We start from the raw sequence: 23,496 nt of genomic DNA on the forward strand, positions 1-23,496 counted from the left end.
TAAGAGACAGCCCCCTGACGTCCCCACCAGGGACCATTGAGGCCGTCACCGCTCACCGGGCCGGCTCCGGCGCGCGGTGGAAGCGACAACCGACGGGGGAGAACAGGGCACATGCTGCACGGGCGGACCGCGGAGCGGGAGCGGATGGACCGGATGCTCGCCGACGCGCGGCGGGGAATCAGCGGCGCCCTGCTGATCCACGGCGAGGCGGGGATCGGCAAGACCGCGCTGCTGGACCACGCCGCCGAGCGGGCGGCCGACGGCATCCGGATGCGGGTGCTGCGGGTCGAGGGCATCGAGTCCGAGATGGAGCTCGCCCACGCCGGGCTGCACCAGTTCCTGCTCCCCGTGACGGGCCACCTCGACAGCCTGCCGGGGCCCCAGGCCGCGGCCATGAGGGCCGTCTTCGGCCTCACCGACGACGTGGTGCGCGACCGCTTCACCGTCGGACTCGCCGTGCTCACTCTCCTGTCGGAGGCCGCCGCCGAGGGCCCGCTCCTCTGCCTGGTCGACGACGCCCAGTGGCTCGACCAGCCGTCGGTCGACGCCCTCGTCTTCGCCGCCCGCAGACTGCGGGCCGAGGGCATCGCCATGCTCTTCGCGGTGCGCGACGGAGCCCGCGGCGCCGTCGTGAACGGCCTGCCCCGGCTGCCGGTCGAGGGCCTCGACCGGGCGGCGGCCGCGGCCCTCCTGCGGGACCTGCCCCCGTACGTCGTGGACAGGCTCGTCGAGGAGGCACAGGGCAACCCGCTCGCCCTCATCGAGCTGGCGACCGCCCTCACCCCGGCGCAGCGCGCCGGGCAGCTGAGCCCGCTGGCCCTGCCCGACTCGGCCTCCCCGCTGCCGAGCCGGATGCAGGACGCCTTCGCGGAACAGATCCGCCGCCTCCCCGAAGCCACCCGCACGGTGCTGCTCGTGGCGGCCGCGGACGACACCGGCGATCTCCCGCTGGTGCTGGGCGCCGCCGGCCGGTGCGGCGCCGCGACGGAGGACCTCGAACCCGCGGAACGCGCCGGGCTCGCCCTCCTGTCCGGGATGACGGTGCGCTTCCGGCACCCCCTGGTCCGCCACGCCGCGTACCGCGGAGCCCCGCTCGCCCGGCGCATCGCCGCCCACCGGGCCCTGGCCGAGGAGCTGGCGGCCGCCGGGGACGCGCACCGGCGCGCCTGGCACCTGGCCGCCGCCGCGACGGGCCCGGACGAGGAGATCGCCGGCGAGCTGGAGCGGGTCGCCGAGTGGGCCGGCAGCAGACAGGCGATGGCCTCCGCCTCGGCCGCGTACGAGCGCGCCGCCCAGCTCACTGCGGACCCGCGCAACCGGGCACGCCGCCTCATCCGCGCCGCCCAGAAGGCGAGCGAGGCCGGCCAGGACGAGCGGTGCGGCGCCCTGGCCGACCAGGTGGCCCTCCCACTGCCGGACCCGGACCTGACGGCCAGTTACGCGCGCGTGCGGGCCGTCGTCGAACTGGGATACGGCAGTCCGGAGGTCGCCGCCCGGACCCTGGTCGAGTGCGCCGACCGGATCGGCGCCGACGCCGACAGCCCAGGCCATCACCCCTCCCTCCTCGCCTCTCTCCTGGTCGACGCGGTCCACGCCGCCTTCTCCGCCGGGAACGCCGAACTGATCGCCGACATCGGGGGCCGCGCCCCCCGGTTGCCCGTACTCGCCGTGCCCGCCCTGCTGTTCACCGGGGACGCGCCCGGCGCGTTGACGGCCCTGCGCGACCTCGTACGAACCGGCCAGCGCCCCGGCACCGCCTTCATGGACCGGCTGATGACCGGGAACTACTGCCACCTGGTCGCCGACCACGCCACCGCGCACGAGATCGCCGCCGCGGCCGTCGCCCACTGCCGCGACCACGGCATGGGCGGCTGGCTGCCCACGGCGTTGCACCTGCTCGCCCGGACCGAGCTGGCCCTCGGCCGCCCCGACGACGCGTCCGCCCACGCCACCGAGGCGCTGCGGCTCGCGGAGTACTGCGACCTGGCCCACCGGGCCGCCCATCTGCGGGCCGTACTGGCGGTGTCGGCCGCCGTACGGGGCGAGGAGGAGCACTGCCGCCGCCTCGCGGAGGAGGCCCTGGCGTACACGCGTCCGCGCGCCGTCGGACGCGGCACGGCGGACGCCCTCGGGGCGCTGGGCCTGCTCGAACTCGGCCAGGGCCGCGCGGAGGAGGCACTGGACCTGCTGGCAGCGGCCTGGCGCGAGGTGAGCCACCCGCTGCTGGGCCTGTCCCTGCTGCCCGACCTCGTCGAGGCGGCGGTGCGCGCCGGCCGCCCGGAGCGGGCGGAGGACCCCGCGCGCCTGCTCGGACACTGGGCGGACGCCGTACGACAGCCGGCCCTCACCGCCCAGGCCGCCCGCTGCCGCGCCCTGACCGGCCCGGACGACGAGGCCGAGGCGCACTTCGCGACGGCTGTGCGCCTCCACGGCGACGGCGGGTCCGACGGCGGGTCCGACGGCGGGGCCCAGGGCGGGTCCGAGGGCGGATTCAAGGGCAGGGCAGAGGGCGGGTTCGAGCGGGCCCGCACCGAACTGCTGTACGGGGAGTGGCTGCGCCGTCTGCGGCGCACGATCGACGCGCGGGGCCACCTCCACGAGGCGCTGCGGGTCTTCGACCGGCTCGGCGCCCGGCCCTGGGCCGCCCGCGCCCGGGCGGAACTGTTGGCCGCGGGCGGGACCCCTGCCCCGGCCGGGCGCGCGGACGACCTCATCAGCCGGCTGAGCCCCCAGGAGCGGGAGGTCGTACGGCTGGCCGCCACCGGCGCGACCAACCGGGAGATCGCCACGCGGCTGTTCCTGAGCCACCGTACGGTCGGACACCACCTCTACCGCGCCTTTCCCAAGCTGGGCATCTCGTCCCGTGGCGAACTCGCCGCGTTGCTCACCCCGTGAGCGGGCATCACCTCGTGGGCGGGCCCTCCGCCAGGACGGCGGGGCACGCCGCGGCCGCGGGGGGGGGGGCCCCCCCCGCGGCCGCCGGCCGCGTCATGGCGGCCGGCCACCTCACGCCTCCGGCGCCGAATAGATCATCCGGATCTGGGCGGTCCGGTAGCCGGCCCGGGCGAAGGCCGCGGCCATGGGCGCGTTGCCGGTGTCCGTGGTGGCCGTGATGAGTTCGGCGCCCGCCGCCGCGTGGCAGCGGGTGATCTCGGCGAGCACCTCGTCCACGTACCCCCGGCCGCGCAGCTCCGGGACGATGCCCAGATAGCCGACATTGCGGTGGTACGGCGTCGCCGAGGGGACCGCCAACCCCGCGACGTCGCCGTCGGGGGTGCGGGCCAGGCGCCACCAGTCCCGGTCGCCCGGGCAGCCCAGGTAGAAGTCCATCTCCTCCCGCGCGGTGGCCTCGGCGCCCTTGGCGGCCAGGTTCCGGCGGGTCTCGCGGTCCAGGCTGCCCACGGCGATCCGCCGGAAGACGTCCAGGAACTCCTCGTCCGAGGCCGCGGCGAAGGCGAGCCGGCCTTTGGCGGCCGGGACGCCGGCGGCCGGCGTCCACTCCAGCCGCAGCCGCTCCACCTCGTCGGTGAGCCCGGCCGCCAGCGCGGCCTCGCGCCGCCAGGCCAGGGCCGCCGCCACCGCCGGGTCACCGCGCCAGCCGTGCGGCAGAGTCAGGTTGTAGAGCGGCGGCTTGCGCGCGCCCCGCTCGGCGAAGGCTTTCAGGCCCGCCGTGAGCAGCTCGGCCGCCACCGCCACCCGGTCGGGGACGGAGTCGTCGACGTGCAGACAGTCCAGGGCGGCGGGGTGCTCGTCCCCGGACCGGCCCCACCACAGGGCCCGGGCGACCACCCGGCCGCCGTCCTCGGCGATCCAGGTCCACTCCGGCCGGTACATCCCCTGGCCCAGTTCGTCGAGATAGCGGTCGGCGGGAATCCAGCCGATGGGCTCGTCGACCGCCACGGCGGTCACCCGATCGAGGTCGGCCTCGGTGACGGAACGGAACAACATGGGGACGCGCCTTTCTCGGGGCGTGAGGTGAGGTGAGGTGACGACGGAGCGACGGCCGGGGCGCCCGCCGCCGCTCCCCGCTCCCCGCTCCCGGCTCCGCGCTCCGCGAGGCGAGCGGGGGAGACGTCATCGACGGTAGGGCGGCCCCGGGAGCGCGGCATCGGTCACCGCGACGTAATCGCACCGGTCACGTGGCCCGGCCCATCGGTCACCCGCCCCGGCCGACCGGTCACGCCCCCGACCGCGATCGGTCACGCGCCCACGGTCCCTCCGTCACCCGCCCCGACCGACCGGTCACGCGCCCCCGACCGCGACCGGTCACGTCGAAGCGGCGTCCACCTCATCGGCGTGCTCCGGGAAGCGCACGGCGAGCACGGCGCGGTCGTCCGGCAGCTCGGTGTCGACCCGCTGGTGCAGCAGCAGGTCGCAGGTGGCCTCGGCGGTCAGACCCACGGTCGTGCCGGCGGTCTGGGCGAGCCGGCTCATTCCGATGTCCAGGCTCTCGCCCCGGCGTTCGATGAGCCCGTCGGTGTAGAAGACCAGCGTCGCGTGCGCCGGGACCGTCAGCTCCTTCAGCGGAAACTTCGTGAACGGCACCGGCCCGAGCGGCGGCGCGAGAGCGCCGTCGAGATACCGGCTGGAGCCGTCGGCGAGGATCAGCAGCGGCGGTGGATGCCCCGCCCGGCTGTAGCGCAGGGTGCGGGTGCGCCGGTTGTAGGTGGCGTAGCAGGCGGTGGCCATGAGCCCCGCGTGGTACGTGCCCAGGAAGTCGTTCAGCTCGGCCAGCATGGTCGGCGGATGCTCGTCGCACCGGCGGGCGATGCTCCGCAGCGCGGTGGTGATCTGGGCCATGGCGGTGGCCTCGGTGATGCCGTGGCCGGCGACGTCCCCGATGGTGAAGCCGATGGACTCCGCGCCGAGCACATGGACGTCGTACCAGTCGCCGCCGACGTCGACCAGATGCGTACCGGGCGCGTAACCGCTGGCGATCTCCAGCCCGGGCACCGCCGGCAGATCGGGGAGCAGGCTGCGCTGGAGCCGTACGGCCAGCCCGTGTTCGTGTTCGAAGAGTCCCGCCCGGCGCACGGCCTGCGCGATCTGCTGGGCCACGGCCATGGTGTGCTCGACGTCCGGTTCGACGCCCGGCGCGTACTCGATCACGAGCCGGCCGAGGGTGAGGCTCTCCGCGTCCAGCGGGACGCACCGCGCGGTCCCCGGCCGCGAGGCGGGCGGCGGCGGCCCGTCGCGCCCCCGGTCGAGGTCGACCCAGAGCGGCGCCGCGAGGGGGAGCGTGTCGGCGGGGCCGAGGGACGGGATGACCCGGCGGGAGTGCAGCTCCAGCACCACGTCCGAGGCGTCGAGGGCCTGCGGGGCGCACTTGTACACGGCGTCGCAGACGTCCGAGAGGGTGGCGCTGGCGGCCAGCGCGGCGGTGAGCCGGTACAGGCGCTGCATGCGGGCGCGCGCCTCCTTCTCCCTGCGCAGCAGCAGGTCGCGCTGCTCGGCGATGGCCTGGCGGTAGGCCATCTGCTGGTTCATCAGACGGACGCGCTGGCTGAGCGCCACGAAGCGGTCGCTGATGTCCAGGCGGGACAGGTGCAGCTGGACCGCCGGCTCGGGCCCCTGCCACCAGGCGGCGCGCGCCCCGTGGCAGCGCAGCCGCACCGGCCGGTCCCGGCCGTCGCGCACGGTCAGCACGCCGGGCAGGGGGGAGCCGCTGCGCAGCCACCCGGCCAGGCGCTCCCGCAGTTCGCCGGTGTCACGGACCACGTCGTAGAGGTTCACCCCGGTGCGCAGCGAGTCCAGGGTGCGGCGGGTGGCCGGGTTGACCGCCAGAATCCGGCCCGACGCGGTGCACATGATCACCGCGTGCGGGAGGAGCCTGGCGACGGACCGGAAGGTCGCCAGGTTCATTTCATCGGCCCGTCGCGGCGGCGGGCGCTTCCGGCTCCGCGTCGCCGAAGTACTCGCGCCCCGGGTCGTCGTCGTCCATGTCCAGCTCCGGCCGGAGGTGGACCACCACGCGGCAGCCGGTGTGGCCGCGGGCGATCGTCTCCTCCAGCTCCACCCGGGCGTAGCCCAGGTTCCGGGCGGCGATGGTGCCGAAGATGTTCGACGTCATCATGCACATCGAGTCCCGCCCCAGCACCTTCTCGGCGAACGGGCACGTGCGGCTGCCGAGCACGATCCGCTCGTCGTCCTGGGAGATGAGGAAGAAGTCACCGCCGATGCGCTGCTTGAGATCGACGAGCACGTCGGCGGTCTGTTCGCGGTTCAGCCGGGACAGGCCGAGCGCCTCGGCGTAGGCGTCGTTGATCTGGGAGCCCACCGACTGCCCGACCAGGCTGATGTAGCCGGAGGCTTCCTCGAGGCCGATGATCGACTCCAGTGAGGTGGCCAGCTCCCGCACCAGGCCCCGCATGAAGACGTCCCGGTCGAGATGTACGTCCGCGTCCTTCGCCGAGTTCACGGTCGCCCCTTCCCTCGCTTGTGTGGAGCACCGCGAAACGTCCGCGCGGGTGTGACTCACCGCAGATGTGCCTCACGGAGCAGAGAACCAGGCTCCGTAACGAGGATAGAGGTGGATGGCGAGGAGTCCAGAGGGCAAGCGCTGACCAGCGGATTCGCAAGTGCGCGCGGTGCGGGGGGCGTTCGTGGGGGCCCTGCTGCAGGGGGTTCGCGCGGGGGTCGTACGGGGTTTCTCATACGATCATTCTTCGGACGATCGCCGCGACCAGGGCGGCGCCCACGAGCGCGGCCGGCAGGGGCAGCCGGCAGGCGCGCAGCAGCACCACCGCGCCGAGCCCGGCCAGGACGGCGGGGTCCACGGCGCTCCACTCGGGGCCCGCCACATCGACCACCACCAGCCCGGCCAGCAGCGCGGGAGCCATGAGCGCGATCACCGCCCGGGCGCGCGGGGGCAGATCGCGCTTCCCCAGAACCGCCGGGCCCGCCGCCTTGATGGCGAAGCAGAGCACGGCGACGGCCGCGATGGCCGGCCACGGGGTCACGGCGTGGGCTCCGTCGCGGTCGGGTTCTCCGCGCCGTGCCGAGGTGGGCCGGCGGGATCGCCTGGGCCGGATGGGTCGTTCGGGCCGCCGTTCGGGCCGCCGCCGGGGCCGCCGCTTGGGCCGGCGGGGCCGCCCTGCGCGGGTGGCAGGGGGCGGGCTAGGGCGACCAACGCGGCGCAGGCGGCGCCGATCAGGGCCGGGCCCGGCGGCAGGACGAAGGTCAGACCCGCGGCGAGGGCCCCGCCCAGCAGGGCGGGCAGCCGGTTCCGGCGGTCGGCGCCCAGGGCGTCGAGCAGCAGGAACAGGAACATGGCCGGTGCCACGACGTCCAGGCCGAGTTCGGTCAGCAGCCCCGGATCGGGCGCCAGGACGGCGCCGAGTGCGGTGCCCGCGACCCACAGGACCCACTGGATCGCACTGGCACCGAAGAGAACGTAGCGGTCGAAGCGGCCGCCGCCTCGATGGGCGGCGGCCCAGGAGCCGTCCACCACCGCCTGGGCCTCCAGCGCCCGGCGCAGCCGCCCGCCGCGCAGATCGCCGGCGATGGCCACCCCCATGGGCAGGAAACGGGCGTTGACGAGGGCCGCGCCCGTGACGGCCGCGGCCACGCCACCGCCCGTACCGAGCGCCGACACGAGGGCGAACTGCGCGGAACCGGAGAAGACGGCCAGGGAGCAGAGGACGGAGCCGGCCGCGGCCCACCCCTGCGACTGGGTGATCGCCCCGAAGCTCACGGCGAGCAGGAACGCCGCTGCCGCGAGCCCGCCGCCGACGCGGAGCCCGGCGAGGAAGCGTTGTCGGGGCGTTGCGCCCTCGTCGATCTCATCGAGCGGGAGTGCGGTGACCATGATCCAAACCTAACAGGCGAAACGTCTGATGGTCATTAGATGGCGTCATGTGTGCGCCACGGCACGCTCGTCGGGAGGGCGCGGGCAGGAGGGCCGCGGCAGGAGAGGCGCGGCAGGAGGGGCGCGGCACGAGGGCGCATAGGATGGCGCAGGTGACCGGAACCGGATCGACCGCCCCCGCGCGGCCACGGGTGGGGGTGTCGCTCATCGGTGGCCACCCCGTGCTGGACTTCGTCAACACCGTCGCGTGGCGCACGGATGACGCTCGTCGCGCCGCCCGGGTGGACGGTGTCGCGGCATGGCTCGACTGGGCCGCCGCGGCCGGGCTGTTCACCGCTTACGAGGCCGCGGAGCTCCTCGCCGGCGCGCCGGGGGACGACACGCGCGCCGCCCGGTCCGCGATCGCCGCCCTGGAGGCCCTGCGGGGCGCCCTGGGCGCGGTGCTGGACGCGATGGTCGACGACACTCCCGCGCCGGTCGAGCAGTGGGAGGTCCTGCGCCGATCGATCGTCGCGGCCCGTGAGGAAGCCGTACTGCCCCCGGCGCTGCCGCTGCGGTGGCGGGTCCGCCCCGCCGGGTTCGCCGACCTCGCCCATGCCCTGGCCCTGAGCGCCGACGAACTCCTCGCGAGCCCGTCGGTCCAGCGCGTCCGCCGCTGCCAGGGCCCGGGGTGCGGCTGGTTCTTCCTCGACCGCAGCCGCAGCGGTACGCGCCGCTGGTGCAGCTCCGGCGACTGCGGCAACCGCGACCGCGCGCGCCGTCACTACCACCGTCACCACGGCTGAGCCGCCCGAGTTCCCCGAACTGCCGGGGCCGCCAGCGCGGACCTGCCGGCCGGCCCCGTACGGCACGGCTCAAGCGACCGTGTGGACGCGGGCGGTGGCGACCTCGCGCACGGCGTCCGCGACGGCGCGGAAGTCCTTGCGCAGGATCTTGGAGTGGTTGCTCGCGACCTTCGCGCTGACCCGGATGTTCGGGTTACGGGCGAGCACCGGGTCCAGGTTGGCGCGGATCTGTTCCATCAGCTTCGGGTCGCCGCCCAGGTTGCCGCCGGTGGCGAGCACGTACCGGGCCGGTACGGTCAGCCGGTCGAGGACCGGGCCGAGCGCGGCGGGCGCGCAGAGCTCGTTGACCTCGATGTTGATCTCGGCGTGTTGCGCGGCGCTCATGCGCGCGGCCAGACCGAGCGGGCGGGCGATCGGGAACAGCGGGCTCAGCCGGCGGAACAGCTTGCGGATCTGTGCCCGGGCGGCGTCGTCGAGCCACTCGTGCGGCAGGGCGCCGTCCACGGACACCGCCCCCACGGCGCGGTCCGGGTTCCGGGCGGCCCAGTGCATGGCGAGCATGGCGCCGTAGGACCAGCCCACCAGGATCGGCCGGTCCACGCCCCGGGCGGCCAGGACGGCGTCGAGGTCGCGGAGGCACGCCGCGAAGGAGTAGTCCGTGGCGCGCCGCGACTTGCCGCGGGCGCGCTCGTCGTAGGTGATGTGCCGGTAATCGCCGCCGAGGTCGGTGATGACACGCCGCCAGTGCGACTGGTCGGCGTAGGAGCCGTTGAGGTAGACCACGGGGCGGCCGGGGCCGCCGGTGTCGGTCACGGCCAGGGCGGTGTCATCGATCGACACCATGCCGGTCCAGGCGGTCGGGGTGCTGGTCATGAGGAGCCTTCTTCCAGGTGGATGAGGAGTGTGGGTGAGGAGCGGTGGACGGTGACGCCGCTGTGCGAGGTGTCGCCGTAGGGGGTGCGGTTCTCAGCGGCTGTGGGCGGTGATGTCGCCGTAGGCCGTCGTGGCGTGGATGGTCAGGCCGGCGGCGCCGTCGGTGTTCCTGAGCGCGTTGTGGATGCGGCCGTAGGTGGTGCCGGCGTCGAGGGAGGCGGAGACCCCGCGGGCGGCGCCGATCGAGATGTCGCCGTGCTCGGTGCGCAGGGTGACCGTGCCGTGCGCGGCCTCGGCGATGCGGAGGTCGCCCTTCTCGGTGCTGATGTGCGCGGGGCCGCCCAGGCGGCCGATCGAGACGTCCCCGGACCGGAGGGCCAGCTGGGCGCTCGCGGTCTCGTCGAGCTTGACCGTGCCCTGAGCACTCTCGAAGGTGACGTCGCCGAGCCGTCCGACGCCCCGGAGCTCGGCGAGGGCGGCCTTGGCCTCGACGCGGGAGCCGGCGGGCAGTTGGACGGTCACCTCGACGGTCCCGGAGGTGCCGAGGAGGCGGTTCTTCGCCGCCGGGGCCGCGATCCGCAGGACGCCGTCGCCGTAGGCGACCTCGATCTGCTCCGCGGCCTTCACGTCGCGGCTCCTGGAGGCGTCCGTGGGCAGGACCTCGACGGTGGTGTCGGCGCGGTCGGCGGCGATGAGCTGCACGCGTCCGGCGGGGATGTCCAGGACGACGGTGACCGGCGCGGGGGTGGGGAACTTCTGCATCGTTCTCTCCTGAGCTCGTTGTTTCCGACGAGAGAAACGCTACGTTGCCTTCACGATCTCGGCAATGCGTTCATTGCGTGAAACCAGTATTCATGCAGGTCAAGACGTTAGAAGTGTTGCAACGGGTCCGATTTCAATGCAATGACAGCGGCTCAGAGCGTTGCATTGGGTGGGAAGTGAACGCTATGACGGGACACCTGTGGTGCCGCCCCCGGCCGAGGCGACCGAAATGGATTGCTTCGCGGTCGGAGCTCACGTTGGCTGGGCGGCATGACCGAACTGCGTACCGATCGCCTCGTCCTGCGCCGATGGCGTGACAGCGACCTCGAACCATGGGCGGCGATGAACGCCGATCCCGAGGTCCGGGAGCACTTGGGAGACCTGCTGACCCGCGAACAGAGCGATGCCTCGGTGGCCCGGTTCCAGGCCGAGTTCGACGAGCGGCGCTACGGGTGGTGGGCGGTCGAGGTGCGGGCCACACGCGAGTTCATCGGCTTCGCGGGCTTGGACCCGGTGGATGACGGCATGCCGTTCACGGGAGTGGAGATCGGCTGGAGGCTCGCCCGCTCGGCCTGGGGCCAGGGCTACGCCACCGAGGCCGCGCTGACAGTCCTGGCCCACGGCTTCGACGCCCTTGAGCTGCCCGAAATCCTCGCTGTCACCACGGCCGCCAACCTCCGTTCACGGGCGGTGATGCGCCGTATCGGCATGACCCGCGACCCGGCCGACGACTTCGCCGACCCCACAGCGCCCGAGGGGCCACTGCGTCCGAGCGTGCTGTACCGCATCGGCCGTTGTGCGAGCTTGGCCAGGGTGAACTGCCGCAGAGGCCCGAAGTGGCCCTCCATCGGGTCGGCGCAGGAGGCGTAGCGCCGGGGCGAGGCGCGGAGCGACCGGCTGCTCACGCTGTCCCCGGCCGACTGCTGGCGGCGTTCGAGGGGCGGGAGCGCTGGATGGGGTCGCTGTTGCTGCGTCAGGCGACAAGCGGCCGCACGCGTGGGCGATCTACGCGGTGTGCCGGTGGGCGGTATCGGCTAGAGGACAGCGGTGCCCCGCGGGGCCGTGCCATCAGAAGTGACGGTACTGGGCGTAGGGGTGGGGGTGCCGTCTGGCTCAATGCCGTGTGGCCACAGCCGTACCCATAACGGCTCGAACCGGTGGAGGTGGTGGCGAGCTTGTCCGGTTGGCAGCATTCAGCAGCCTGCAGGGCCAGAGCCGCAGCCTGCTCGTAGTCGCCCTCGTCGACGGCGATACGTGCAAGGTCGGCCAGTGCCCTGCATGTCAGGTGATTCGCCGGTCGGACGGCGTCCACGTCCCGCCACTCGTCATCGAGCGGCTCCGTCGCGGATTCGGTGACGCTCTCGGGCAACGGTAGTTGGCGGGCACGCGCGGCCAGGAGGCGGGCATAGCGTAAACGCCACCGTGAGGAGGCCGCCCAGGCCAGCGCATCGATGTCGTTCGGTCGCGACAGGTGGTGCAAAGCCGCCTCCCAGAACGAGGCCGGTGGACAGACAGCGCGGCGCGTGCGACGGCCGTGCTGCTCCATGTAGTCGGCCAGCCGAAAGAAGTGGTCCGCAGAGCGGGACCGCGGCGTGCGGCGACTCTGCTGCGGCAGTGCGGCATCACCGTGCACGGGGCGTGCGGTGTAGTCGAGGGCTTGCTCGAACCAGTCCTCTTCCATGGACTGGAACACCGATGGAGGAAGGTAGCCGACGGCCGCCTCTTCGAGGAACGCTGCGGGAAGGTCTACTCCACATCCCAGGCGGCGGGCGTCCATCGCGGCGTTGAGGATCGCTCTGGCGCCTGGGCCGGCATACCTGTGCCGGTCCAGCAGGGCGGGAACGCCGGCCAGAAACTGGGTGATACGGCGGTCGGCTGCTCCTGCCAGCGCATGGGTGCGAATCGTGATGCCGCCCGGTCGGTAGCGAGGTCAGCTCAGCCCAGTGCACAGGCCAGAGGGTGCCCACGATCAGGATCGGGGCACGGTCGTCGTCGATGAGTAAAGTTCGAAGCGCCGCGGCAATCCGCTCTCCGACCTGGGGCGCCGCCAGGTAGTGCTGTGCTTCGTTCAGCCAAACTACGGTTTTCGGCCCGACCATGGCCAATCCGGCCAAGGCCGCCTCCGCGCGGGTGGGGTCCAGAGGGTGCCACAGCCGCCAGTCGTCAGCCGCCAGGTGTTGGATCGCCTCCCAACATGCACGGGTCTTGCCAGTGGAGGATTCGCCGACCAGCACACACATCCGGCTTTTGCCGCCTCGCGCGGCATCCACGATGTCCCGCAGTTGGGCATCGTGCTCTCGTGGCACGTATGCAGGTAGCGCATCGCTCCGGGTGGCGACGTGGATAGCGTGATGCACCTCCAGGTCGAGCGGGTGGCACTCGCTGATGAGGCGAGTGGACAGCGCCTTCCTGTCCGTGTCCTCGGCTGGCTGGGAGGAGCCGAAGACGTAAATATGCGTGACGGCGTTGCGGTCGCCGGTGACGACGGCCCCGATGTCTCCACCTGCGGCGACCGAGTCCTTACTCGCCTGTACGCGGCCGCCCGTGGGCATGGAGGTGCCGTCGCCGCCCTGCGAGCCATGACCTCGGCGGTCCCAAACAGGCGTCACGTGCGGTTCTTGTCTCCCGCTATGACCTCACCGATGCTTCCCGCGGCAGCTGTACTGCCTGCTCCTGAGGCGTGCACATTGCCAGTCGCGGGTCGGCTGTTGTCGGATGCCGCTACACGCTGAGCGGCCTCGTTGCGATGCCCGACAATGACGCGCCCAACATGCCCGCCTGACGCCACGGCACTGTCATGGGTTACTCGGATGACGCTCGGCTCCTCAGCGGGGGGAGTCCTCCCCCAGAGCATGGGAACGGGCCCCAAGCGCCGTGGGCGGCTGCGGAACTTCGCGTGCGTCTGCCCGCCACAGCAGACCAAGCTGCTCATCTACCTCAAGGCTGACCCAAAGACCTCGTCCCGGCTTCACTCGGGACGTGACGGGGCTCGGCCACCACGGGACGGGCGACCTGAAGGTGCAGCTGCGCACGGATCGAGATCTGGAGCGGGCCCAGGACCTGTTCCGACTGGCGTCAGGGCCGGCGGTGGACCTCCATGCTCTGGTGGATCCCCGGTTTCGCCTACCGGGGATCCACTGCTACGCGAGGGCAGGAAGCGTCACCAGGCTCTGCCACGCTCACCAGTCGGGTGGCTTCGCCGCGCCCATGGCGCGGGTGACGGTGACCTCGATAACCACGCGATCGGGGTGGGGCGGGGCGTTTTGTAGCGCTGGGCGTAGCGCCGCTCGGCATCGGCCACCGATGCAGGGTCTTCTTGCTTCCGGCGCTGCTGATGACGCGGGCAATCCGGGTCTCGGGGTCGGTCTGGGCGGCACCGATGACTACCCAGCGCGAGTGCACGGGACTACACGTAGCGGAGAGCGCGCCTACGCTTTTCCGGTACGTTCATGTCGGCTTGCACCCCGGCACCTTTGCCCGGGGTGAGGTCCCAGCCTCGGAGCTTTTCGGCGACCTCGGCCAGCTTCTTGTCCTCAGGGCCAACGTTGATGGAGAAGAGCGCCTCGTCCGGCACCCGGTCGACGCCGCCCCAGGCGACGACGCCTTCACAGTCGGCGAGGATATCGCCGAGGAGAAGCTTCTCCGCGGGGAAGAAGCCACCGCGCTGACCGGGCGGATAGTGGTGGGGCCGGATCTTCACCGCTGAGCCTGAGGCAAGGTTGGACTCAGCCCGCCCGTGATGAACCTCCTCCGGTCTCAGCCAGCCGACGAGATCGCCGCGGCGTAGTGCGTCGATCTCGTAGTGGAAGCGGCGTACGACGTAGGTCAGAACGGTCTCTACGTCGCCCATACGAACCTTCACCATGAGGTCGGTGCCGTTCACAGGCCGGGTGTAGACGCTGCCACGGTCGTCAGCGACGTTCTCCATCTCCCATCCGTTCAGGGATTTCCGGCCGGCCAGAGCGTGGTTCTTTCGGTCCTGCGCTCGCTGTATGGCGGCACGGACGTCCTCCTTGGAGGGGGTGGGCTGCGCCGCGTATCCGGGCCGGGCCATCACTTGGGAGCCTAAGGCGGCGCCGACGGCTATCGCCGCGCCGCGGAACAGGGCTGTGCGGCGGGACATGTGGGCTGTCACGTGTTCTTCTCCTTCTTGTCGTTGTGTGCTTCGACGAAGCTGAAAGCGGTGAGGAAGAAGGCAGTAACTCCCAGAAGGCCCGCAGCCGGATTCACGTAACCCGGCACAGCGACGTCGTAGGTCTTGCCGTTGCCGGCAACGCATCCGAACGCCAGCGGGATATAGGACGGTTCGTAGGCAACGAGGTCTTTCCCGTCCAGCGCCTGGCGGCAGGCTTCCGCCTGGATGCTTTCGTCGAAAATAACCAGGTGCAGCAGGCCCCAGGTGTAGATGCCGACCGCACCGGTGAAGGCCAGGATGCCGGCTGTTCGCAGGCCCGCTGCCAGCCCCTGGGGCCTGCGGAATAAGCGGATGACGCCGTATATGCCGAAACACGCGGTGGTGATCAGCCCGGCAAGGACCAGAAGTAGGACGGCGGCCGGGTTGTGACCGGCGAAGGGGGCGTCTGCTGCCATGGTTCCTGCTTTGCTCACATGTTCCGGCTGATGGAGTGGTACTTCTCCAGTATGTAGTACAGCGGCATGCGCTTTTTGGCGTCGGTGAACGCAGGCTCGGCCGGGCCCTGGTAGCGACGCAAGACTTCGTAGATTTCCTGATCGGTGTAGGCCAGGGTGGGCGGACGCAGCGCAGGCGAATTGTCGTCACCGCCAGGCTTTCCGTCGATGTCCCACCGGTGGATCATGCAGACGCTGGTCAGTGCGAATTCCTCGTTGTCCCTGGCCTTCTTCCAAATGTCGTAACAATCCTGGTCACTGGCTGGATTGCGATAGGGCTGACCGGTGGCGTAGCCCTTGCTAAGGGCGTGATTCCATGCAGGGATCAGTGTGCGGGCCCGCTGCTGAGCGATACCGGTGGAAGGGTCCTGGTCGAGGAATTTGCCAGTTGTATTAAACGTGGTGATGACGGCGAGTTCGGCGGCCTCGTCCAGCGGATCGACGTGTCTCATCTCCCAATAGGCAGTTGCTTGAATCAGCGCCTTGCGCATGTTATGCCGGTTGGAAAGGTTCGTGACCAGCTCGTCGTGCTCGACGCAGACGGTGTCGAAGCACTTCCAGTGCTGGTAGGTACGGGCCCCTCCGTCGTTGGGGTAGCCAATGGACTGCATGTACTTGCCGACGTCCGTCTTCATTTCTTCGATGAGGGTCATGAGCCTGACGTCGGGCTTGACCGATCGGGGCGCGTCGAAAGACCCCTGGCCAGTGTCCCGGCCGGAGGCGATGTTGTGGTCGATGTTGATCGCCCCGTCACCGGAACCGATCGTTCGGGTGACGATCTGGTCGAACGCCCAGTCGGCCGGTAGCGGGTAGCCGAAGTTCCCAGAGAAACCGGAGGACATGTCGGATACGAACGATGCCGAGGAATGTCCGGCTTCACCGACCCGGGTGCATACGTTCCGCGGCCCGTACACACCGATCTTGAACCGGTCGCCGTCGTCAGCGATCGCATCCTGGATGCCTTTGAAGTGAGGAAGCACGTTGTTGGTGACCTGGTCGTCGAGGGCATCGAAGTCGACGGCGAAGTATATTCGGGTGCCGGCCTTGAATCCGTGGTCGAGTGCCGCGTTGATCGCAGCCTGAGCGGCGGCACGTCCGAGCGGGTAGCTGAAATCGTCAGCACCTCGCCCATAGGTCTGGTAAATCGGGTAACAGCGCAGTCCGTTATCCGCGATTGCCTTCAGCTCGCCCGGCTGGATCGCTTTCTCCTTGGTGCTGCCGCTCGGAGTTGGGTCGGGGTTGGTCAGGTAACGGCCGACATACGTAATACCGTTGGCCTTGAGCGTCTGGGCACGCGCTGCGGTGATCTGAGTGACACCGTCGCAGGCTGCGCCCTTGCGGTTCTGGTCGCCGTAGGAGACCAGGAGGGAGGCCCAGGTGGAGTAGTCTCCCTTTCCAGTGACAGGTAGCTTGACAAAGGACTGAAAGTCGCTGACCGCAGAGGCCAGTGCGGAGGTGAAGCTACTGGCGAAGGAGGCCGGCCGCCGGTTGAGAACCATGGCCGCGGAGAACAGTTGCACCCACACCCCGGAGGCGCCGGTGGATAGTGTGTGCTCCTTCAGACCAGCCTGCGTACCGGGCCCAAAGACCCCGTTGGCAACGCCGTCGGCCATGCCCAGCTCGTACTGGATCGCGAACAGCATGGACTTTGCCACATCCCGCGAGTGGTGCCCGTCGCAAGGGATAACGTAGTAGTCCTTGCGTAAAATGTACTTGCTGTTCAGCCACTGCTGAATCGATCGGATGGTGTCCGATCCGCCGCCGACGGTGACGTAGGCGTCCATGTTGAACAGGCCCTTCGCCGTCTTTGGCCACAGGGCACTTCCAGGATATACGCCATCGACGCCCATATTCTGGTGCAGCTTCGCGACAGATGCCTTGACACGGGCGTTGTAAGTGCCGTCGATCTCGCCGCCGTCATACCCCTTGCAGTACAAGGCAGCCTGGATTACACGGCAGAGGTTGGCCGAGGGGATCGTCGTGTCATCCAGTTTGCCATACTTCTCGCCGATCGTTCCCAGGGTCGTCGGACCGAAGGAGTTCGACAGCGCGGAGATTCCCAACTCATACTGAAGCGCCCGAGTGAGAGCGTGCATGACAGTCCAAGAGGTCTGCCCGTTCTCGTCCAGCTTGGATATCCCTAGCGTCGCACCATTATTGTACGTCGCGTTCACAAATCTCTGTGCGCGGCGCACCATTTCGTCAGCCATGCGGACCTCCTGCCGTCGGAAGCGGAATGAGGACAATCTCCTGCCGAGGCTGTCCCGATGAAGGCAAGTTGCTAAAAGTCGGACACGCCGCCCCTGCGGAGATTAGGGCAGGCGCGCCAGAATAGCGCCGTACGTCGCAATCAGATATATGGCTGTGATTGCGGAAGGGGGCGGTAACCTCCGCCTCTCAGACCACAATGTGGGCAACGCGAGTCGGCCGTCCACGCCGCGGGGTTAGGCCGAGTATGTTCGTTTACAAGCGTCACAGCGGTTAGACCCTGATCTGCAGACCAAGCTGCTCGCGCCCCTGGGTACAACTGCGCGTCCGCCACCAGCCGAAGTCAGTCACGGCGCCGGCTCCGCGCGCTCAACGAGCCGTTTTCCCAATCACTGCGGCGGCAGACTGGAAAGCTGCCCACGGCGCAGACGTGACCGACCGGTGCGCCACAGCCGCCACAGCAATAGCCGCGACAGCAATCCGCATGCGGTCGATCGGGAACGCATGGGTAGCTCCGCCAGTGTTCAACCCGTCCTGCTGACGATCTGCAGGCGCTTTGCCCAGTGGAGCCGAAACCAGACGTGGTCCCGGCTCCACTGCGTCATTCTCGACGGGCTCGGCGACCGTGATGAGCCTGTGGGCGGTTTCTGTAGTCTCGCAGAATCACACCGACCGATTTACAGCTCTGTGGTGATTTTTAGGGGCTCGGCTGTTGGTCCACCAGTCGGGTCAGCTACCCCGCTCCTCCTTGACATTCTTTTTAATGGTGATCCGTGGTTGTTCAGGCGCCGACTTCCCCGGGTCCCGGGCAGTGAGTTCCACCGGCCACTTCGTACCGGGATACAGGCCAACGGTTTCTGTGTCGACCCGAAGGGTGACGTCGAACCCGTTCGAACCTGTGATACGCACCTCGACTTGGTAAAAAGCTCGGCGCGCACCCCTATTGGTGATTATCACCGGGACAGACAGTGAGGACTCACCATTGGCCCTTGGGCGATAGACAGTCACATCGCCATCACTAAGTGCTGGCTGACCAAAATCCTCACTACCCTTTACACGCCCGGGGACCGGAGTCTTGGTGATGAGATCTCCGGCGGGAGCAGCTGCAGCACGTTCGCGGGCCTCGCGCTCACTCACGTCATGTGATGCCGGTCCGGACGGAACCGAAGGAGCCGATGACCCGACGCTCTTGGGTGCAGAGTCGTCGTGAGATGGCTCGGGCGAAGACTTTGGAGGCGCGGGCGATGTGCTTGGCAAAGCAGCACTACCGCCTGCCTCAGTACCATTCGGCGCCATACCAACTACAACAGCTATCACAGCGCCGATAACCATGAGCCCGGCTAATGCGAGGAAGGCATTCCGCACCGCCGGGCGCTGGCGCAGAGCAGTCTGCTCAGTTGCAGAGGAACGCATACTCGGTGCTGTAGTTGATCCAGGGGCGTCCGCTGGAATCTGCCATCGTAGCGGTCACCTTGGCGCAGACAGGGTGAGCGGTATAGACGGGGCCGGCATACTGACTGAAAGTCCCCGGGTCGTCATCACACTTGGAGGAGTCGCCGGTGACCCCATTGCACACCTTTATATTCATCTTCCGCGGACCCCCTGCATTGTTGTCGAGGATCGCACAGCCGTTGTCATTTCCCCCCTTGGTGTAGGCGAAGAGGGTGGCAAAGCGCATCCTCGGGTCAGTTCCATCCGGCAGCGGCTTGGCCATGCTCAGCTCATAGCCTGCGCCGCAAACCGTCGCTGCCTGAGCTACCGCTTGCGGGTTGGCTTTGGCGTACTGGCGCGTCTGCGCATCAGCCTTAGCTGCGACGCGCACGCCCGCGGGGACGGGGCCTTCTTGCGCAGAAGCCTGCGGTACCACGAGGGCTGACGCCGCAACGGTTGCAGCGATCAAGGAGGTGCGTAAGGCGTATCTAGAGGTGACCGGCATAGAGGTTCCCCTCCCGGAGTTGCGTGCGAATGATGAGAACGCGAGGAAGGCCGAGCCTCAAAATCCCCCAGGCCACACAGGCCCCTCGCGTCAGGCACCACGCAACCTAGGCGAAAAGGAGTGGCGTGGGAAGGTCCAGATCAATCCAGAGGATCAAAGACGTAGAAAGCGTTACGTACAGCTACAACGCGGAGGTCATTAAGGCCGCCATGGTATACCATGCCCGTTTTGTCGACTTGCTGATCCGCGTCGAGGGGAGTGCCGCCGATTCGGCCATTCACCGGACGGCGTGCAGGCCGGGGCTACGGAGGCCCCGGCGGCCGTGGCTCACACGCCGCATATCTCCTGGGCAGCGAAAGCTGTTGGGAGGCCGGCGATTGGAGAAGTCGTAACGGGATCGATTTCCGGCCGCAGCCTAACGAAGTTGAAACGCTCCGGGCCGGCGGCAGGTGCTGACTGTCACTACGCACTGTCACGCTGTGGTGTTACTCACAGCGGGGCTTGCCATGGCCGAGCGGACGACCACCAGCAAGCGCCGGCATTCGGAGGCTGCTTCTTGTAGTTGTCTGTGCCCGTTGGCCCGGGTGCGGCGACTCTTGCCGAGAGTCTGTTTCCGGATGAACGGCGGGAGTTGATCCGGCGCGTAGTGACGCAACCGAGGTCGGACGCCCTTGGGTGGTGGTCATGACAGGCCGATGACCGTGGAAGTTGGAGGCGATCGTCGTCGTCCCGCCACCGCGGGCTGACCTCAGCCGAGCCAAGATGCCGACGGGCAGGCTCTCATCGAGTCTCGGCCGACGGAACCCACTGCTCGCGCGCTGAGGCTCGCAGGCGGGTGCGGGGCTGCTGGAGCTGTTCGTGTCGTTTTCCGCTGCCCGCATACCGGCCTCACTGGCGGACCTGGCGGTTCCGCTCGCCGACCTGGCCCCCTACCACGGCAACCCGCGAACTGGTGACGTCGCGGCGATCTCGAAGTCACTGGCCACGCACGGTCAGTACCGGCCGCTTGTAGCTCGTTCTGTCGAGAGTGTGGTGGCTTCGTGGGAACCGGTAGGTATGTCGTCTCGTCTTGCACGTGGTGAACCCGGGCGAAGCGCTCTATGGGTACGGGTGCCGGGCCCTGGGGTGCGTTGGCGCCCGAGGGCTTCTAGCGGGCTGCGCGGCAATTTGAGGAGGCATCGGTGGCGGGCGAGTCCCCCGACATGTTGGAGCAGTGGAGCGGCCTGCGGTCGGCTTCGGGCGCGGGTAGCGGTGCTGGTCGGCCTGCCGCCCGGGCTGGTGAAGGCGTTGCCGGCGGCAGGGACAGTGGTTCTGGTGCCGTCGCCGCTGACGGCGGTCGGGACGAGGGGCAACCGTCCGGTGCCGCGGCCGAAGATGATGAGACCGACGCTGCCGGTTCGGCAACCGGGGGTTCCGGCGCGGCCCGACAGGCCGCGGACGGCCACGGTCCGGATTCGGGGCTGGCTGTGTGTGACGGCGCGCCCGCTGCCGCTGGCAAGGCCGGCAGGGCGCCTGCGTCCGCGTCGGCGAAGGCCGGTGACGGTGAGGGCGCCCGGGGGTCGGTCGAGGCCGACGGGGCCGGTGACGACGAGGCTGGTCAGGCGGCCGCGGCGGCCGGTGCTGAGAAGGCCGGTGCGGCCGGTGACGGTAAGGGTGAGCAGGCTCCCGCGAAGAGCAGCGTCTCTGGCGACGGCAAGGGCGACCAGGCGACCGCGGTGTTTGGTGCTGTGAAGACGGGCGCGGCGCGCGACGGCAGGGCCGGCCAGGACACCGCCAAGCCCGGCGCCGCCGGCAGCGACAAGGGCCCCGAGGGCGAGGCCAAGTCCGGGCCCAAGGCTGCCTCCTGGGGAGCCGGTGCAGACGGTGACGGCAAGCCCAAGGAGGCCGCCCCGCTGAAGGCCGCCGTCGCGGCCTCGGTGGCCGAGGACGACAGCGACGACGATGGCAAGGTGGGCTCGGCCGACCAGGCTACCCAGCTGATTGAGGCCCCCAAGCAGGAGGCGGCCGGCTCCGCCGACCAGCCCACCGAGCCAACCAAGGCTTCCGCGAAGCCGAACTGCGAGTCAGAGTCCGAACACACCAGCAAGTTCGTCGCGCTGAAGAAGGACGACGCCCCGGCGCCGAAGCGGCTCAAGGCCGCCAAGCCGGAGGCCGAGCCCAAGGCGGCACCGCCGGCTCCTGCGAAGCCGGCGGCAGCTCCTCCGGCCGGGTCTCCGGACGAGCCTTCGGACGAGTCTTCGGGGGAGTCCCAGGCTCCGCTCGAGCTGCTCGCCCAGCTGACGAACACTCCGCCCCCGCCGGAGACCCCAACGCGCACGGCGGTGCGCCGGGTGAAGATCTGGACGCCGCTGGTGGTGCTCCTCGGGATACTTTTCGTGGTCGTGCAAGTGATGCGCCCGCTGCCTGCCCCGAAACTGACGATCGCCGGCAAGTCGTCCTCCGTCTTCGAGGGCACGGCGCCGTCGCTGCCCTGGCCCACTGAGGGCCAGGCGATCGTGGACGTCGCCGGACTCGGCCGGGTCGGCTCGTACGGTGAGATGGAGCCGCTGCCCATCGGCAGTGTGGCCAAGGTGATGACGACGTACATCATCCTGCGCGACCACCCGCTGAAGAAGGGTGAGGACGGGCCGCAGATCGACGTCGACCAGAAGGCCGAGGACGACTTCACCAACGGTGTCAGGGAGAAGGAGTCGGTCGTCGAGGTCCGCAAGGGGCAGAAGATCTCCGCAAAGGAGGCTGTCGAGGCCGTCATGCTGCCGTCCGCGAACAACGTCGCGCGGCTGCTGGCCCGCTGGGACGGGGGCACTGAGGAGGCGTTCGTCAAGAAGATGAACGACACCGCCAGGGAGCTCGGCATGACGAACACCACCTACACCGACGCGAGCGGCCTCCTGGAGAGCACTGTCAGTACGGCCGAGGACCAGGTGAAGCTGGGCAAGAAGGCCATGCAGGACCCGGTCTTCCGGGAGATCTCCAGGGCGACCGAGTACGACTCCACAACCGCCTCTGGAACGGGCAGCGGCGTCGAGTACCAGAAGAAGCAACGCAACTTCAACAAGCTCGTCCCCATGTACGGCGTCGTCGGTATCAAGACCGGTTCCACGACCAAGGCCGGTGGCAACCTGCTCTTCGCCGCGGAGAAGAAAATCGGCGGCTCCACGCAGCTGATCATCGGCGCGGTCTTCGGGCAGCACAAGACCCCGATCATCGACACCGCCACCGACTACAGCAAGCAGCTCGTCCTGGCCGTGGGCAAAGCGCTGACCACCAGCACCGTCGTGAAGAAGGGCGAGGTCGTCGGCCACGTCGACGACGGCCTGGGCGGTAAGACCCCGGTCACGGCAACCAAGGATCTGACGGCGGTCGGCTGGCCTGGTCTCAAGGTCGACCTGAAGCTCACCGCCGGGGGCAAGCCCCTCCCGTACACGGCGAAGGCCGGTACGCAGGTCGGCGAGCTGACCGTGGGCGACGGCATGGGTGAGGTAAAGGTGCCCGTGGCGCTGCAAAAAGACCTCGCCGAGCCGTCGTTCGGCACGAAGCTGACACGAATATCCTGACCGGTAGACATGGCAGGGCCCCGGTACGCACTGGCGCGCACCGGGGCCCAGTTGTGTCGCAAAAGTGGCCGCTGGTGGGGATTTCCGCAGGGGGCCGGGCAGCCCGGACGGCGGGGCCGGTGCCGGAGCACCGGGTGCCGGACCGTGGGTCGCGCCGTGCCACTACTCTCGAGGCGAAAGGGCCGGGCGCTGATCGACCGAGAGCTTCGTGATACCGATTCTCCCCAGCGCCCCGGCCCTTCTCGCGCGTGCCGCAGCCGCTTCTCCGGAGGGCCGGTCGCTCAGAGCCAGTCGCGGCGCTTGAAGATGAGGTAGAGACCGCCGCAGACCATGGCCATCAGGCCGATGGCGAAGGGGTAGCCGAACGTCCAGTGCAGCTCCGGCATGTGGTCGAAGTTCATGCCGTAGATCGTGCCGACCAGCGTCGGGGCGAAGAGGATCGCCGCCCAGGCGGAGATCTTCTTGATCTCCTCGTTCTGCTCGAAACCCGCCTCCGCCAGCGCCCGCATCTCCGCGTTCTGCTGCTGGCTCACCAGCGTCGCGTTCACCGTGAGGATGTCGGCGAGGGCCTGGCGGAAGCCGTCGACGCGCTCGCTGGTGTGGGTGACGTGGTCCGCGACGTCCCGCAGATAGCGCTGGAGCTCCTCGTCCGTGCCGTACTTCGCGAAGCCCGCCATCAGGCCGTTGAGCATGCCCACCAGGGGGCGGGTGGCGCGCTGGAACTCGACCATCTCCCGGGCGAGTTCGTAGATGCGCCGCGACACCTCCGGATCGCCGAGGAAGACCTCCGTCTCGATCTCGTCGACGTCGATCTGGACGCCCGCCACGACGGGGGCGTAACCGTCGACCACCGCGTCGAGGATGGCGTACAGCACCGCCTCCGGGCCCAGCGCCAGGAGGTCCGGGGCGTTCTCCATACGGCGGCGCACGGCCGACAGG

17 protein-coding genes and 1 pseudogene are annotated in these 23,496 nt (G+C 69.7%); 5 read left to right on the forward strand and 13 right to left on the reverse strand.

The genetic code is table 11. The features are described from left to right. Window positions 1-111: 111 nt before the first annotated feature. On the forward strand, window positions 112-2,895 hold the full coding sequence (locus tag ACSNOD_RS12060) for an ATP-binding protein (RefSeq protein ID WP_436766858.1): 2,784 nt from the start codon (window positions 112-114) through the stop codon (window positions 2,893-2,895). Window positions 2,896-3,006: 111 nt separating this feature from the next. Here the strand turns inward: ACSNOD_RS12060 and ACSNOD_RS12065 are convergent, their stop codons facing one another. From ACSNOD_RS12065 to ACSNOD_RS12085, 5 genes are all read right to left on the reverse strand, one after another. Then, complete coding sequence (locus tag ACSNOD_RS12065; protein WP_436766859.1) at window positions 3,007-3,948, reverse strand: GNAT family N-acetyltransferase; 942 nt, start codon at window positions 3,946-3,948, stop codon at window positions 3,007-3,009. A 318-nt stretch (window positions 3,949-4,266) separates the two neighbouring features. Next, complete coding sequence (locus ACSNOD_RS12070; protein ID WP_436766860.1) at window positions 4,267-5,862, reverse strand: SpoIIE family protein phosphatase; 1,596 nt, start codon at window positions 5,860-5,862, stop codon at window positions 4,267-4,269. A 1-nt stretch (window position 5,863) separates the two neighbouring features. Continuing rightward, complete coding sequence (locus ACSNOD_RS12075; protein ID WP_436766861.1) at window positions 5,864-6,418, reverse strand: methanogen output domain 1-containing protein; 555 nt, start codon at window positions 6,416-6,418, stop codon at window positions 5,864-5,866. A 232-nt stretch (window positions 6,419-6,650) separates the two neighbouring features. Beyond that, complete coding sequence (locus tag ACSNOD_RS12080; RefSeq protein WP_436766862.1) at window positions 6,651-6,959, reverse strand: AzlD domain-containing protein; 309 nt, start codon at window positions 6,957-6,959, stop codon at window positions 6,651-6,653. After that, window positions 6,956-7,807: an AzlC family ABC transporter permease gene (locus ACSNOD_RS12085; RefSeq protein ID WP_436766863.1), complete on the reverse strand. Its 852-nt coding sequence runs from the start codon at window positions 7,805-7,807 to the stop codon at window positions 6,956-6,958. Before ACSNOD_RS12085 ends, ACSNOD_RS12080 begins: the two co-directional genes overlap by 4 nt. Before the next feature lie 152 nt (window positions 7,808-7,959). On the opposite strand from ACSNOD_RS12085, the gene ACSNOD_RS12090 reads away from it, so the two are divergent. Further along, the gene (locus ACSNOD_RS12090) at window positions 7,960-8,592 is read left to right on the forward strand and encodes a CGNR zinc finger domain-containing protein (protein WP_436766864.1); all 633 of its coding nucleotides are present in this window, start codon (window positions 7,960-7,962) and stop codon (window positions 8,590-8,592) included. Window positions 8,593-8,661: 69 nt separating this feature from the next. Here ACSNOD_RS12090 and ACSNOD_RS12095 read toward each other — a convergent pair whose 3' ends face one another. Together ACSNOD_RS12095 and ACSNOD_RS12100 are read right to left on the reverse strand one after the other, a co-directional pair. Next, window positions 8,662-9,465, reverse strand: coding sequence for an alpha/beta fold hydrolase (locus tag ACSNOD_RS12095; RefSeq protein ID WP_436766865.1), 804 nt, complete (start codon window positions 9,463-9,465; stop codon window positions 8,662-8,664). A 93-nt stretch (window positions 9,466-9,558) separates the two neighbouring features. Beyond that, window positions 9,559-10,227 carry a DUF4097 family beta strand repeat-containing protein gene (locus ACSNOD_RS12100; RefSeq protein WP_436766866.1) on the reverse strand — a complete coding sequence of 223 codons (669 nt, stop codon included), beginning with the start codon at window positions 10,225-10,227 and terminating at the stop codon, window positions 9,559-9,561. A gap of 270 nt (window positions 10,228-10,497) precedes the next feature. Between ACSNOD_RS12100 and ACSNOD_RS12105 the strand changes: the two genes are divergently transcribed. Continuing rightward, a complete protein-coding gene (locus ACSNOD_RS12105) occupies window positions 10,498-11,097 on the forward strand; it encodes a GNAT family N-acetyltransferase (protein ID WP_436766867.1) in 600 nt (199 codons plus the stop codon). A 103-nt stretch (window positions 11,098-11,200) separates the two neighbouring features. On the opposite strand, the gene ACSNOD_RS12110 is transcribed toward ACSNOD_RS12105, so the two are convergent. Further along, window positions 11,201-11,920 (reverse strand): hypothetical protein, encoded by a 720-nt coding sequence (locus ACSNOD_RS12110; protein WP_436766868.1) that lies wholly within the window; start codon window positions 11,918-11,920, stop codon window positions 11,201-11,203. Window positions 11,921-13,106: 1,186 nt separating this feature from the next. Between ACSNOD_RS12110 and ACSNOD_RS12115 the strand changes: the two are divergent. Next, a pseudogene (locus tag ACSNOD_RS12115) lies at window positions 13,107-13,314 on the forward strand (transporter); the annotation flags it as partial. Window positions 13,315-13,633: 319 nt separating this feature from the next. Here ACSNOD_RS12115 and ACSNOD_RS12120 read toward each other — a convergent pair. From ACSNOD_RS12120 to ACSNOD_RS12135, 4 genes are all read right to left on the reverse strand, one after another. Then, window positions 13,634-14,362 (reverse strand): hypothetical protein, encoded by a 729-nt coding sequence (locus ACSNOD_RS12120; protein ID WP_436766869.1) that lies wholly within the window; start codon window positions 14,360-14,362, stop codon window positions 13,634-13,636. Further along, window positions 14,359-14,817, reverse strand: a complete 459-nt coding sequence (locus ACSNOD_RS12125; protein ID WP_436766870.1) for a hypothetical protein — start codon at window positions 14,815-14,817, stop codon at window positions 14,359-14,361. The genes ACSNOD_RS12120 and ACSNOD_RS12125 overlap by 4 nt, the downstream gene beginning before the upstream one ends. Window positions 14,818-14,831: 14 nt before the next feature. Continuing rightward, window positions 14,832-17,066 carry a glycoside hydrolase domain-containing protein gene (locus ACSNOD_RS12130; protein ID WP_436766871.1) on the reverse strand — a complete coding sequence of 745 codons (2,235 nt, stop codon included), beginning with the start codon at window positions 17,064-17,066 and terminating at the stop codon, window positions 14,832-14,834. A 1,391-nt stretch (window positions 17,067-18,457) separates the two neighbouring features. Next, window positions 18,458-18,886 (reverse strand): hypothetical protein, encoded by a 429-nt coding sequence (locus tag ACSNOD_RS12135; RefSeq protein ID WP_436766872.1) that lies wholly within the window; start codon window positions 18,884-18,886, stop codon window positions 18,458-18,460. A 1,295-nt stretch (window positions 18,887-20,181) separates the two neighbouring features. On the opposite strand from ACSNOD_RS12135, the gene ACSNOD_RS12140 reads away from it, so the two are divergent. After that, entirely contained in the window at window positions 20,182-22,557 is a 2,376-nt protein-coding gene (locus tag ACSNOD_RS12140) for a D-alanyl-D-alanine carboxypeptidase (protein ID WP_436766873.1), read from the forward strand. Window positions 22,558-22,838: 281 nt separating this feature from the next. Here the strand turns inward: ACSNOD_RS12140 and ACSNOD_RS12145 are convergent. Further along, on the reverse strand, window positions 22,839-23,496 hold a 658-nt coding region (locus ACSNOD_RS12145), incomplete at its 5' end, for a magnesium and cobalt transport protein CorA (protein ID WP_436766874.1).

Origin of the sequence: Streptomyces sp. URMC 123 (assembly GCF_051386515.1) — a bacterium.
Lineage (GTDB): Bacteria > Actinomycetota > Actinomycetes > Streptomycetales > Streptomycetaceae > Streptomyces.

What these genes read in the sequence shown, in the direction of transcription:
- ACSNOD_RS12060 (WP_436766858.1), top strand. Translation starts at nt 112, where the DNA reads ATGCTGCACGGGCGGACCGCGGAGCGGGAGCGGATGGACCGGATGCTC.
- ACSNOD_RS12065 (WP_436766859.1), bottom strand. Translation starts at nt 3,948, where the DNA reads ATGTTGTTCCGTTCCGTCACCGAGGCCGACCTCGATCGGGTGACCGCC.
- ACSNOD_RS12070 (WP_436766860.1), bottom strand. Translation starts at nt 5,862, where the DNA reads ATGAACCTGGCGACCTTCCGGTCCGTCGCCAGGCTCCTCCCGCACGCG.
- ACSNOD_RS12085 (WP_436766863.1), bottom strand. Translation starts at nt 7,807, where the DNA reads ATGGTCACCGCACTCCCGCTCGATGAGATCGACGAGGGCGCAACGCCC.
- ACSNOD_RS12095 (WP_436766865.1), bottom strand. Translation starts at nt 9,465, where the DNA reads ATGACCAGCACCCCGACCGCCTGGACCGGCATGGTGTCGATCGATGAC.
- ACSNOD_RS12100 (WP_436766866.1), bottom strand. Translation starts at nt 10,227, where the DNA reads ATGCAGAAGTTCCCCACCCCCGCGCCGGTCACCGTCGTCCTGGACATC.
- ACSNOD_RS12105 (WP_436766867.1), top strand. Translation starts at nt 10,498, where the DNA reads ATGACCGAACTGCGTACCGATCGCCTCGTCCTGCGCCGATGGCGTGAC.
- ACSNOD_RS12125 (WP_436766870.1), bottom strand. Translation starts at nt 14,817, where the DNA reads ATGGCAGCAGACGCCCCCTTCGCCGGTCACAACCCGGCCGCCGTCCTA.
- ACSNOD_RS12130 (WP_436766871.1), bottom strand. Translation starts at nt 17,066, where the DNA reads ATGGCTGACGAAATGGTGCGCCGCGCACAGAGATTTGTGAACGCGACG.